Below are 12,874 nucleotides of genomic sequence, written 5' to 3'. Positions count from 1 at the left end.
CCCGCGGCGGCCAGCGCCGTGAGCGTGCCCGCAGCCAGCGGCGCGTCGAGCACGAGCACGTCGTCGACGACGACGTCGGCACTCGCCCCGGTCGCCGCGGCCACGGTCAGCACCAGCGGCGAGGCGGGCCCGGCCTCGGCCGGTCCGGCGGCGACGCCCTCCCCGTCCACCGCGAGGCGCACGCCGTCCGCGCCGACGACGAGCGCGAGCAGCTGCGCGTCGCCGGTGAGCGGCGGGGCGGCGACCGTCACGGGACCGTCCGGGCCGCCGTACCGCACCTCGAGCCCGCCGCCGGGCACGACGACGACCCGCACCTCGCGCTCCTCGCCCCTGAGCTCGAGCAGCGTCCCCTCCGTGGCCGCCCCTGCGGTGGTGCCGACCCACAGCGCGACCGTGAGGTCCTCGGGCGTCGTGAGCCCGAGCTCCCCGGACGTCGCGCCGGCCGTCGTCGGGTCGAGGTCCCAGCCGCCACCCGTCACGTCGCACTCGGGCAGCGCGGGGGCGGCGACGTCGTCCGGCCGCAGGTCCGGGGCGTCGAGCCGCCACCGCAGCACGGGGTCGAGCGCCGCGACGGCGTCCTCCCACGCGGCGGGGTCGCACGGGACGACGTCGACCGCGGACGTCACCGTCGCGTCGTCGGTGAGCAGGGCCGCGGTGCTCCCGAGCCGGGGCAGCGCCGTCCCGGCGACCGCGCCCACGACGGCGGCCGCGAGCAGAACGAGCGCGCCCGACCGGGCGCGGCGGTCAGTCGAGGAGGTACGCATCGAGCTCCTCGCGGGCCGGACGCACCGCGGCCGACGCCGGTCGGCGTCGGCGCTCGGTCACCGTCGCGGCGGTCTCGAGCGCGGCGAGGATCGCGAGCGGCGGGGCGAGCAGCGCCCACCGCCCCTCCGCGGAGTGCGCCCAGCCCAGCGCGCGCCCCCAGCCCGGGTGCACCGCCAGGACGACGCCGCGCACGCGCGACAGCGGCGTCGCGTCGGGGTCGACGGTCGCGTTCGCGTCGCCCTTCGTCACGATGTAGGGCCGCAGCACCGGCTCGCCGGTCGCGGCGTCGAGCCGGGGCTCCATCTCGCCGGTGACCGGGTCCGGCGTGAGCACGGGCAGGCTCCGCAGGTCGACGATGCGGTGAGTGACGAGGCGGTCGCCCCCCGGCGGCCAGAACGTCGCGACCTGACCGACGCGCAGCTGGCTCGGGTCCTCGATCGCCTGGATCACCACGGCGTCGCCCGCCTGGAACGCCGGCGCCATCGACCCGGACGTCACGACGAGCAGCCGCTGGTCCCGCACGCCGAACCACATCGGCGCGAGGATGCTCAGCGCGAACGCCCCGACGCAGAGCACGACGACGCCCCATGCCGCGGCCCGGAGCGCGCTCGGGCCGATGCGCCGCCCGGCAGTGCGCGCAGCGACGCCCCGGCCCCCGAGGGCCGGGGCCGTCGTGCCCGGGGCGTGGCTCGCCAGCGCGGGCGCACTCACGGTCGCGTCGTCCGTCGCACGTCGCTCGTCGATCAGGGGTTGTTGGCGGTCTGCTCGGCGTCGAACCGGAGCTCGAGCGACGCGCCCGCACCCTGGAACGCGTTCGTCGTCGCGAGCGGCACGTGCAGCGTGAAGCACAGGCTCTCGGTCGCCCCGGTGGGCAGGAACCGGTCGCCCCCACCCGTCGCGTCTTGGCCGGTCGCCGGGTCGCCCAGCAGGGCGGTCGCCGTCGTCGGCAGGCCGTCGAACGTCGCGACCGGGGTCAGGGTCGCGACGCCGGCCGCGCTGCACGTGCTCGTCAGGTACGCCGCGAGCTCGAGCTCACCCGTGAGCGGCACCGCGGGGTCGTCGTCGGTCGCGAGCAGCGAGACGGCGTACCGCTGCGCCAGGCTGCCGCTGTTGACGACGTCCACGAGCCCGTAGGACGTGTCGCCCGGCGCCATGTCGGCGGCGCCGAGCGTCACGGTGCCCGACATCTCGGGCGAGATCTGCACCGTGCCGGTGGTGAACTCGGAGCCGGTGAGGGTCTCCGTGTCCGTGAACAGCGCGCCCGTCGTCAGCGACGTGATGCCTGCCGCCGCGAGCGCGACGGTGACGGCGGTCGCGGCGAGGCGGCGGCGCCGGGCCGGGTCCACGCCCGTGCGGGGCGGGGTGATCATCTCGCGGATCAGGTCGTCCATGGTGGTCCTCCGGGTTGCGGTGGAGCGGGGACTGCGGGGGGTGGGTGGGGAGCGGGGTTCAGGGCTGCAGCACGACGCGTCCCGACCCGGCGCCGACGTCGCGCGCCGCGACGGCGGGGGAGAACCAGAAGCCCTGCGCCTGGTCGACGTCGAGCGCGCGCAGGCACGCGGCGGTGGCGGCGTCCTCGACGCCCTCGGCGACGACCTGCATGCCGAACGAGTGCGCGAGGTCGACCATGGCCTTGATGACCGTGCGGCTGCGGGCGGCGGTCGCCTCGTCGCCCAGGTCCTCGATGAACAGGCGGTCGATCTTCAGCACGTCGACGGGCAGGTCGCGCAGCTGCGCGAACGACGTGCTGCCGATGCCGAAGTCGTCGATCGCGACGCGCACGCCGGCCGCCGAGAGGCGGCGCAGCACGGGCACGACCCGGCCGGGGTCCGCCACCACGGCGGTCTCGGTGATCTCGGCCTCGAGCCAGCTCGGGTCGACGCCGTGCTGCGCGAGCAGCCTGGTGATGGTGTCGACGACGTCCTCGGACGCCAGGGTGTGGGCCGAGAGGTTCACCGCGACCGGCAGCCGCTGCTCGGGTGCCCACGCCGCGAGCTGGGCCACGACGGTCCGGAGCGCGAAGCGCGTGAGCTCGTCGATGAGCCCGGACTGCTCGGCGAGCGGGATGAAGACCGACGGCTCGACCTCGCCGCGGGTCGGGTGCCGCCAGCGCATGAGCGCCTCGAGCCCCACCGTCCGCCCGCCCGCGAGGTCGATCTTCGGCTGGTAGTGCATGGTCAGCTCGCCGGTGCGCGCGAGCGCCCGGTGCAGCTCGGCCTGGAGCACGAGGCGCGCGGGGCTCGAGTCGTCGTCGGCCGCGTCGTAGACCGCGACGCCCAGCCGGTGCTGCTTCGCGGTGTACATCGCGACGTCGGCCCGGCGCATGAGGCTGCGCGCGTCGTCCGCGTGGTCGGGCAGGACCGCGACGCCGATCGACGTCTCGACGTGCACGCTCATGCCGCCGAGCACGAACGGCTCCGTGAACACGCCGCGCGCACGGTGGGCGAGGGTCTCGGCGTCGGCGACCGACGTGACACCGGGCAGGAGCACCGCGAACTCGTCGCCGCCGAGCCGCGCGACGAGGTCCCGGCCGCGGAACGCCTCCATGAGCCGCGTCGCGACCTGCACGAGCAGCTCGTCGCCGCGGTCGTGGCCGAGGGAGTCGTTGATGTCCTTGAACCGGTCGACGTCGAGCAGCAGGATCCCGATGCCCGCGCCGGCGCCCGGCGTGCGCCCGGCGCTCGCGACGGCGCGGTCGAGGCGGTCCAGGAGCATCCGGCGGTTGGGCAGGCCCGTGAGCGCGTCGAGGAGGGCGAGCCGCGCGTTCTCCATCGCGCTGCGCTGGAGCCGCTCGGACGCGCTGTGCACGGACCGGAAGAGGACGAGCCACAGGAGCAGGAGGCCGAGGGCGGCGACGGCGGCGAGCGTGCCGATCGCCTGGGTCCGTCGGGCGGCCGTCGGGCCGTGGTCGAGCATGACCTCGGCCGCGCCCACGACCTGCCCGGCGTGCTCCACGGGGACGTAGACGTCGAGCACCTCGATGCTCCGGGCGAGCGGCCCGCCCGCGTCGCCCGCGAGCCCGTCGATGTGGGTCCGGACGCGCGGCGCCGGCTCCCCGCGCAGGCGCACGGCGTCGAGCCGCTCGACGTCCGGGAACGCCGACGGGGCGCCGTCCACGTCCGCCGAGTCGTAGATGACGGCGCCGTCGGCGGTCCACAGGCGCAGCCCGACGAGGCGCTCGTCGAGACCCCCGAGCAGCGCGTCGAGGTCCGCGTCCTGGGCGGGCTCGAGCATCCCGACCGTGAAGGCGTCGCCCGGGACCTCCGCGGTCGCGAGCCGCGTCAGCGCCTCGGCCGTCGCGACGCCCTCGCGCACCGCCTGCGTGTGCAGCACCTGGGACGTCGTCGCGACGAGCGCACCGCCGACGACGGTCATGCCGATGAGGCTCGTGAGGCCGAACCGGCGCGTCAACGACAGCCGCGCCGGCGCGGTGCGCCGGTCGGTCGCCGGGGTCGCTCGAGATCGCATCGGGCTCGCAGTGGCGTCGGGGTGGCCGGCCGGTTGGGGGGACCGGTGGCCGCCGTCGGTGATGCCCTCCGGGGGAAGGGGTGCCCCGACGCTAGGGGGCGGCGGGACCGCCCCTCAAGGACTGATCAGGGGAAGGGGCCAGGTTTCACCCCATCGCACCGTGATGTCGCATCTGCGCAGGTCAGAACGCCCCGGTATGTCCGGATCGGAGCCTCGCGCGCCCGTCCCCCGGGCGGGTGACGGCCTAGCGCGCCGCCGCCGCCACCGCCGGCCGGACCGTCGTCCCGAGCATCGCGCCGGCCTCGTCACCGGGCAGGGCGCGCGCGTAGAGCCAGCCCTGCACGTTGGCGCAGCCCATGGACCGCAGGTGGTCCTCCTGACCCGGCGTCTCGACGCCCTCCGCCACGACCTCGAGCCCGAGCGTGCTGCCCATCGCCACGATGATCCGGACCAGCTCGCTCGTCTGCCGGTCGGTCTCGAGCGCCCCGACGAACGACTGGTCGATCTTGAGGGCGTCGACCGGGAAGGCGCGCAGCGCGTTGAGCGACGAGTGGCCGGTGCCGAAGTCGTCGATGTGCAGCCGCACGCCCGCGGCGTGCAGGTCGTCCATGATCTGCCGCGCCGCCTCGGGGTCCGACATGATGACCGACTCCGTGATCTCGAGCACGAGGCACGACGGCGGGACGCGGTGCCGCACGAGCGCGTGCGTCACGGTCGCGAGCAGCTGGTCCGACCAGAACTCGCGGTGCGACAGGTTGACGGAGACGGAGACGGGGCCGGCGTACGCCCGCCGCCACGCGGCGATCTGCGCGGCGACCGCGTCGAGGATCCACTGGCCGAGCGTGACGATCGTGCCGCTGTCCGCCATCACGGGCAGGAACTCGCCCGGGAGCATGAGGCCCCTGGTCGGGTGCTCCCAGCGCACGAGCGCCTCGAACTGCGTGAGCGCCGACCCGTCGAGCGCGACGACGGGCTGGTAGTGGACGACGAACTGCTGCTCGACGAGCGCGGTGCGCAGCTCGGACTGCGCCCGGAGCCGGCCCGTGGCCCGCGAGTGCATCTCGGGGTCGAACAGGCTCGCGGTCCCGCGCTCGGACTCCTTCGCGTGGTACATCGCGATGTCCGCGTCGCGCAGCACGTCCTCGGCGTCCGAGTAGCCCGTGTCCGAGGTCGCGACGCCGACGCTCGCGGTCACCGCGACCTCGTGCCCGGCGACGACGACCGGGGCCGCGATGCGCTCCTGGATGCGCTCGACGACCGAGAGCACCGCCTCCTGCTTGAGGTCGTAGAGCAGCACGGCGAACTCGTCGCCGCCGAACCGTGCCGCGGTGTCGACCGAGCGGAGGTCGTCGCGCAGGCGCTGCCCGATGATCGCGAGCAGCTGGTCGCCTGCGAGGTGGCCGAGCGAGTCGTTGACGAGCTTGAAGCCGTCGAGGTCGAGGAACACGACGGCGAACCGCGCGCCCCCGCGCCGCTGCGACTGCTCGACGGACCACCGCAGGCGGTCGAGGAACAGGCGGCGGTTCGGCAGGCCGGTGACCGTGTCGTACATCGCGGCCTGGCGCAGCTGCTCCTCGAGCTCCTTGCGCGGGTGGATGTCGGACAGCGAGCCCACGACGCGGCGGGCCGGTGTGCCCGGCTCGCCCTCGGGGACGGCGCGGCACAGCAGCCAGCGGTGGCTGCCGTCGGGCAGCACCACGCGGTGCTCGATCTCGAACGGCTGACCCTGCGCGACCGCCCGGCGCAGCTCGGACCGCACGGCGGCGAGGTCGTCGTGGTGGACGGCGCCGAGCAGCGGCAGCAGCGCACGCGAGTCGCCGGTGCGCTCGGCGAGCGCCCGCAGGTCGGACGCCCGCTCCTGGTCCGTGCCGAGCAGCTCCTGGCAGCGCTCGGAGTAGAAGCACTGACCGCCGTCGACGTCCCAGTCCCACAGCCCGTCACGCGTCGCGGCGGCCGCGAGGGAGTAGCGCTGCTCGTTGCGCCGGACGTCCTCGAGCAGGGCCTCCTGCTGGAGCGCGACGCCGAGCAGGGCGGCCCAGTGGTTGTACGTCGCGCGCCCGGTCCCGGCGCTCGTGTCGACCGCGCCGATGACGCACAAGAACCCGTGGTCACCGCTCGTGCCGCGCACCGGGACGACGAACGTCACCTCGTCCTCGAGCGCGCGGGCCTGCTCCATGACGGCGCGTGGCGGCAGCTGCTCGACCGGCAGCGCGGCGGGGAGCGGGCCGTCCAGGAGGCGGTGCGGGTCGTACAGGCCCGCGGTCCGCAGGCGGCCGGCGGACGGCGGGCCGTCCCAGAGCGCGAGGTAGCCGAGCCGCACCGAGACCTGGCCGAGCCAGCGCAGGTCGCTCGGGTCCGCGCCGACGTCGCCCAGCAGGCCCTTGCCGACGTCGTACTGCTCGACGAGCGAGTGCGCGAGCCGCGCCGAGCGCTCGAGGCCCGCGACGGCCTGGAGGCGGGCGAGCACCACCCCGAGGCGCACGACCGCGCGCTGCACGAGCCCGCGCACCGCGGGGGCATCACCGCCGCCCGCGCCCGGCGGGTCCCACGCGACGAGCCGGCCCACGGCCGCGTCGGTGAACGCCTCGAAGGTCTCGGGCGACGGCGCCGTCGGGTAGCGGGCGTGGACCTCGGACGTGATGAGGGCGTCGAGCGCGTCCAGGTCGACGTCTCCGCCGCCTGCGGCGGTCGCGAGGAATGCGAGGACGGCGTCGGCGACCGCCGCGCCGTCGCGCGCGCCGTGGCCGGACGAGGCCCCGGTGTCGGCACCGCACCCGCATGAGCCGCGCGGTCGGAACGAGGAGGGCACGACGTGCCGACGGTGCTCGACGGGCTCGCCGCGGAGCTCGGCGAGCAGGAGCCGAGCCGCCTCGGCGCCGAGCTCGGTGATCTGCTGGTCGACCGTCGCCAGCGGGGGCGAGGCGTGCCACCCCGCCTCGACGTCGTCGAAGCCCACGACGGCGACGTCCTCGGGGACGCGGAGGCCGCGCTCGCGCAGGCCGTCCATGAGCCCGAGCGCGATGCGGTCGGTCGAGGCGACCACGGCCGTGACGGCCAGGGCACCGGCGCGCGCCGCGGCGACGGCGTCGGCCGCCCCGCGGCCGCCCGTCTCGACGTGGTCCGCGGTCGGCACGTGCAGGTCGTCGTCGTGCGGGAGCCCGTGCTCGACGACGGCCGCGCGGTAGGCGTGGAACCGCTCGAGCATGTCGGTCTGCGCGAGGTTGCCGACGAAGGCGATGGACCGGTGACCGTGCTCCACCAGGTGCGCGACGGCGTGCCGGACGCCGCTGACGTTGTCGGCCACGACGGTCGCGGCGTCGACGGCGAGGTCGTTGCTCGTGATCACGACGGGCCTGCCGGTCGCGCGGATGCGCTGGAGGAAGCCCGCCCCGGTCGCCTGCGCGACGGTGACGAAGCCGTCGAGGTGGTCCCAGCCCACGGGCGCGGAGAGGTCGGGTGCGGGCACGAACTCGTCGCCCGAGTGCCCGGCGTCGAGGGTCTGCACGAGCGTGACCCGCCCACCGGCCGCTGCGACGACGCGCACGACGCCCGCGAGCACCTCGCCGAAGTAGAAGCCGCCGGTCACGGGGGACAGCACGCCGATGTGGACCATGGGTGTGGGGTCGCTCCCTCGTGGTCGGGCCCGCCTGCCGCGGCCGGTCCTTGCTCCTATCGGCACGAAGGCCGCGGAGCACGAGGGCGAAATGTCAGGGGACGAGGACGAGCGACCGCCCGAGCATGAGGCCCGCGTCCGCGCCCGGGACGGCCCGGCCGTAGAGCCAGCCCTGCGCGTTCTCGCAGCCCATCGCCTGGAGCGTCGTGGCCTGGTCCGGCGTCTCGACGCACTCCGCGACAACCTCGAGCCCGAGCACCTGGCCGATCTCCACGATGATCCGCACGAGCTCGCCCGTCTGGACGTCCGCCATCTCGCGGATGAACGAGCCGTCGATCTTGAGCGCATCCACCGGGAAGCTGCGGAGCGCATTGAGCGAGGACTGGCCCGTGCCGAAGTCGTCGATGTGGAGGCACACGCCGATCGCGTGCAGCTCGTCCATGACGCGCCGCGCGACGTCGGGATCCGTCATGATCACGGACTCGGTGATCTCGAGCACGAGGCGCTCGGGCGCGACGCCGTGGCGGGCGAGCGCGGCGCGCACGCGCTGCGCGAGGTCCTTGGACCAGAACTCCGCGTGCGACAGGTTGACCGCGACGGTCGCGGCGGCCTCGTGCTCCGACGACCACGCGGCGATCTGCCGGCAGACCTCGTCGAGCACCCAGTCGCCCAGCGGGACGATCGTCGCGTTCTCCTCGAGCGCGGGCAGGAACGCGCCGGGGAGCAGCAGGCCCCGCTCGGGGTGCTGCCAGCGCACGAGCGCCTCGAAGTGCGTGACGCCCGCGCCGTCGAGCGCGACGATCGGCTGGTAGTGGACCACGAACTGGTTCTCCGCGAGGGCCGCGCGCAGCTCGGCGCGCTCGCGCAGGCGGCCCGTCGCGCGGGCGTGCATCTCGGGGTCGAAGACCGACGCCGTGCCGCGCTCGGCGCCCTTCGCCTCGTACATCGCGATGTCCGCGTCGCGGAGCACGTCCTCGGCGTCGGTGTAGCCGCGGTCGGACGTCGTGATGCCCACGCTCGCCGTGACCGAGACCTCGTGGCCCGCGAGCAGCACGGGCCGTGCGATGGCCTCCTGGATGCGCCGCGCGATGACGAGGACCTCGTCGGGGACCGGGTCGGTGAGGAGCACGGCGAATTCGTCGCCACCGAAGCGCGCGGCGGTGTCGACCGAGCGCAGCTCGTCGCGCAGCCGCTCGGCGACCACCGTGAGGAGCTGGTCGCCCACGAGGTGGCCGAGGGAGTCGTTGACGAGCTTGAAGCCGTCGAGGTCGAGGAAGACGACGGCGTACTGCGCCGCCGGGCGGCGCCGCTTCTGCTCGACCGCCTGCGAGAGCCGGTCCAGGAACAGGCGGCGGTTGGGCAGGCCGGTGACCTCGTCGACGAGCGCGCCCACCCGCAGGCGCTCCTCGAGCGCCTTGCGGCGGTCGATGTCCGAGACCGAGCCGACGACGCGATGGGCCGAGCCCTGCGCGTCGGGCACGGCGAGCGCGCGGAACAGCAGCCAGCGCTCCGCGGCGCCCTCGGGCATGCGGCGGCGGAACTCGATCTCGACCGCGGTGCCCGGCGCGCGCACGGCCGCCTGGGTGCCCTGGCGCAGCGGCTCGACGTCGTCGGGGTGCACGTTGCGCGTCCAGCCGCGGGCCGCGGCGGGCTCGGTCGGCGTCATGCCCAGCAGGTCGCGTCCGCGCTCGGAGACGTAGACGTGCTCGGTCCGGGTGTCGAACTCCCACAGGCCGTCCTGCGCGGCGCGGGAGACGAGCGCGTACCGCTCCTCGCTCTCGCGCACCGCGGCCTGGAGCGCACCCTGCTCGAGCGCCGAGGCGAGCAGGGCCGCCCAGTGGTGGTACGTCTCGCGCGCCGAGCTCAGCTCGATCTCCGCGACCACCGCGAGCAGGCCCCAGTCGTGCTCACGCGTGCGCACGGGCACCACGAAGCACATGAGCCGCTCCTCGGGCCGCGCGCTCCGCACGAGCGACGACGGCGGGAAGTGCTCGACGGCGACGGTCTCGCCGAGCGGCTGACCGACCTCTCCGGCCGGGTCGAAGACGCCGGCGACGCGCAGGTCGCCGTCCGCGTGCCACGTCGCGAGCACGGCGCTCCGGACGTGGGTGCCCGCGAGCCAGTCGAGCGAGCGCGGGTCCTTGGTGTCGAGGAGCCCGGCGTCCACGCCCAGCTGCTCGTCGAGCATCGCCTCGACCGACTCCGACTGGCGCAGGAAGGCCGCGGCCTGCACGTCGCGCAGCGTCGCGAGGACGCCCGAGGCGATGATCGGCGAGGTCGTGGCGCGCACGTACTCGTCGAGCGAGCGGGTGACCCGGCGCAGCACGTCCGCGCGCCGGGCGCTGCCGCGCAGCGCGGTCCGGAGCTCGGCGAGCCCCGCCTCGGCCCGCTCCCAGGTGAGGGGGTCGGCCATCTGCTCGGGCGTCGCCGGGGTGGTGAACGTGTCGACCAGGTCGAGCAGGCGGATCACGAGCTGGTCGACGGCGGCGTCGCGCTCGCGCTCACCGGTCACGAGCGCATGGCGCAGCCGCTGCGCGGTCTGCCGGCGCACGGCACGCAGGTCGGTCGTCGTCGTCCCGGGCGCGCCGGGGCCCGGTCGGCAGCCGCACGAGGCGCGCACGACGACGGAGGCGGGCGAGGTGTGCGGCACGGCGGGAACCGTCCCACCGCGCACCTGGCTCAGCACGAGCCGGGCTGCGAGCGCTCCCACCTCGTCGAAGGGCTGGTCGATCGTGGTGAGCGCCGGGGTCGCGAAGCTCGACGTCTCGATGTTGTCGAACCCGACGACCGCGAGGTCGCCGGGCACGTCGACGCCGGCCTCCTGCACCACGGCCATGAACCCGAGGGCGTTGCGGTCGGTCGCGAGCATGACCGCCGTCGGTCGGTCGGTGCTGCGCAGGTAGGCCGCACCGGCGGCGCGTCCGCCCGGGTCGCCGTTGTCCGGCGCGGTGAACAGGTCCTGGGGTGCGGCCTCGAGCCCGTGGGCCTCGAGCGTGGCGACGTACGCCTCGTGCCGGTCGCGGATGTCGCGCTGCACGAGGTTGCCGGCGAAGCCGATGCGCGTGTGCCCGTGCGCGATGAGGTGCTCGACGGCGGCCATGGTGCCGCCCCCGTTGTCGGGCACGGCGGTCGGTGCGACGAGCCCGTCGAGGCGGCTGCTCGCGACGACGACGGGCCGGCCGCGCTCCTGCAGGCGGCTCAGGTAGTCGCCGCGTGCGGCGGAGGTGACCGAGACGACGCCGTCGACCTCGTCCCACGCGACGGGGATCGAGAAGTCGGGCGCCTCGCCGATCTCGTCGCTGCGGACGCCCGGCTCGAGCGTCTGCAGGACGACGGCACGGCCGCCCGTCGCCGCGAGCTCGCGGGCGATGCCTCCGAGCAGGGCGCCGAAGTAGTAGCCGCCCGTGCTGGGGGAGAGCACGAGCAGGGTCGGCGGGTGCGTCACTGCGAGCCTCCTGCGCGGCCGGCGGCTCCGGCCTCGTCGTGTGATCGGCAGACCGGGCCGGGACGTGAGGCTTCTGGTGGACGTCCTCGACGGGCACCCACGGCGCGCGTGCGGAGGGTCACCCGGATGGGCGCCGTCGCCGGTGCGCCGCACGGAACAGATCCGTAGGGCACACTGTTCACCGAGTGGTGCGCATCCTGCGCGCCTTCCGTCGTGGAGCACCGGTGGTGCCCTGCCCGGGTCGTGGCCCTCTGGCCGTCGCCCGCAGGCCACCATGATCGCCGCCGCGAGCCCCGACCCTCTCCCCCGAGAGCCTGTGCCTGAGAGGCAGTACATCCCTGTGAGCTTCACCTCCCTCGGCGTGCCCGAGACCCTTGCCCGTTCGCTCGCCGAGCGCGGCATCACCGACCCGTTCCCCATCCAGGTCGCGACCCTCCCCGACACGCTCGCCGGGCGCGACGTGCTCGGCCGCGGGCGCACCGGTTCCGGCAAGACGCTCGCGTTCAGCCTCCCGATGGTCGTCCGCCTCACGGGCGGCCCGCGTACCCCGCGGCGTCCGCGCGGCCTCGTCCTGGCCCCGACCCGTGAGCTCGCGACGCAGATCGCCGCGACCCTCGAGCCGCTCGCCGAGGCCGCCGGCCTGCGCGTCACCACGATCTTCGGCGGCGTGAGCCAGCACCGTCAGGAGGTCGCGCTCGCGGCCGGCGTCGACATCGTCGTCGCGTGCCCCGGCCGCCTCGAGGACCTGCTGCAGCAGAAGGTCCTCACGCTGTCCGACGTCCAGATCACCGTGCTCGACGAGGCCGACCACATGGCCGACCTCGGCTTCCTGCCGGGCGTCAAGCGCATCCTCGGCGCGACGCCCGCGAACGGCCAGCGCCTGCTGTTCTCCGCGACGCTCGACAACGGCGTGGACCAGCTGGTCAAGCGGTTCATGGACCGACCGACGTCGCACGCGGTCGACCCCGAGCAGTCCCCGGTCGCCGCGATGACGCACCACCTCTTCACGGTGGGCGACGCCGAGACGAAGCGCGCCGTCGTGCAGCACCTCGCCTCCGGCATGGGCCGCCGCCTGCTCTTCACGCGGACCAAGCACCAGGCCAAGAAGCTCGCCAAGCAGCTCACCGCCGCGGGCATCCCGGCCGTCGACCTGCACGGCAACCTCAGCCAGAACGCGCGTGAGCGCAACCTCGAGGCGTTCTCGAACGGTGGCGTGCGCGTGCTCGTCGCGACCGACATCGCGGCACGCGGCATCCACGTGGACGACGTCGAGCTCGTCGTCCACGTCGACCCGCCGGCCGAGCACAAGGCGTACCTGCACCGCTCGGGCCGCACCGCGCGTGCCGGCTCGGGCGGCGACGTCGTGACGCTCGTCCTCCCGGAGGAGACGGGTGACGTCCGCACGCTCACGCGGCTGGCGAAGATCGACGCCCGGCCGCAGCCCGTGCGTCCCGGCGCCCCGGCGCTCGACGCGCTCGTCGGCGAGATCGCTCCGCTCGTGACGCCCGCGCCGCCGGTGCTGGAGCAGGCGCGCACCGGTGCACCGCGCCGCGGCGCCGGCCGCGCCGGACGCTCCTCGGGCT

The 12,874-nt window shown here is 75.2% G+C and carries 7 protein-coding genes; 1 reads left to right on the top strand and 6 read right to left on the bottom strand.

The features are described from left to right. From ICW40_RS16115 to ICW40_RS16090, 6 genes are all read right to left on the bottom strand, one after another. The coding region (locus ICW40_RS16115) for a LamG-like jellyroll fold domain-containing protein (RefSeq protein WP_221655027.1) at positions 1-764 on the bottom strand (764 nt) is incomplete at its 3' end. Next, positions 745-1,476: a signal peptidase I gene (locus ICW40_RS16110; RefSeq protein WP_308121857.1), complete on the bottom strand. Its 732-nt coding sequence runs from the start codon at positions 1,474-1,476 to the stop codon at positions 745-747. The genes ICW40_RS16115 and ICW40_RS16110, both read right to left, overlap by 20 nt. Before the next feature lie 32 nt (positions 1,477-1,508). Next, the gene (locus ICW40_RS16105; protein ID WP_221655026.1) at positions 1,509-2,156 is read right to left on the bottom strand and encodes a TasA family protein; all 648 of its coding nucleotides are present in this window, start codon (positions 2,154-2,156) and stop codon (positions 1,509-1,511) included. 58 nt (positions 2,157-2,214) lie between these two features. Then, positions 2,215-4,233 carry a putative bifunctional diguanylate cyclase/phosphodiesterase gene (locus ICW40_RS16100; protein ID WP_260459322.1) on the bottom strand — a complete coding sequence of 673 codons (2,019 nt, stop codon included), beginning with the start codon at positions 4,231-4,233 and terminating at the stop codon, positions 2,215-2,217. A 244-nt stretch (positions 4,234-4,477) separates the two neighbouring features. After that, positions 4,478-7,846 carry an EAL domain-containing protein gene (locus ICW40_RS16095; protein ID WP_221655025.1) on the bottom strand — a complete coding sequence of 1,123 codons (3,369 nt, stop codon included), beginning with the start codon at positions 7,844-7,846 and terminating at the stop codon, positions 4,478-4,480. A 94-nt stretch (positions 7,847-7,940) separates the two neighbouring features. Next, on the bottom strand, positions 7,941-11,291 hold the full coding sequence (locus tag ICW40_RS16090) for an EAL domain-containing protein (protein WP_221655024.1): 3,351 nt from the start codon (positions 11,289-11,291) through the stop codon (positions 7,941-7,943). Between the two features lie 340 nt (positions 11,292-11,631). Between ICW40_RS16090 and ICW40_RS16085 the strand changes: the two genes are divergently transcribed. Then, positions 11,632-12,874 (top strand): DEAD/DEAH box helicase (locus tag ICW40_RS16085; RefSeq protein ID WP_308121856.1); only part of this gene is annotated, 1,243 nt, incomplete at its 3' end.

It is taken from the genome of Actinotalea ferrariae (assembly GCF_019733465.1).
In the GTDB taxonomy this organism is placed as follows: Bacteria; Actinomycetota; Actinomycetes; order Actinomycetales; family Cellulomonadaceae; genus Actinotalea; species Actinotalea ferrariae_A.
This window is presented reverse-complemented; position numbering and strand designations above follow the sequence as displayed.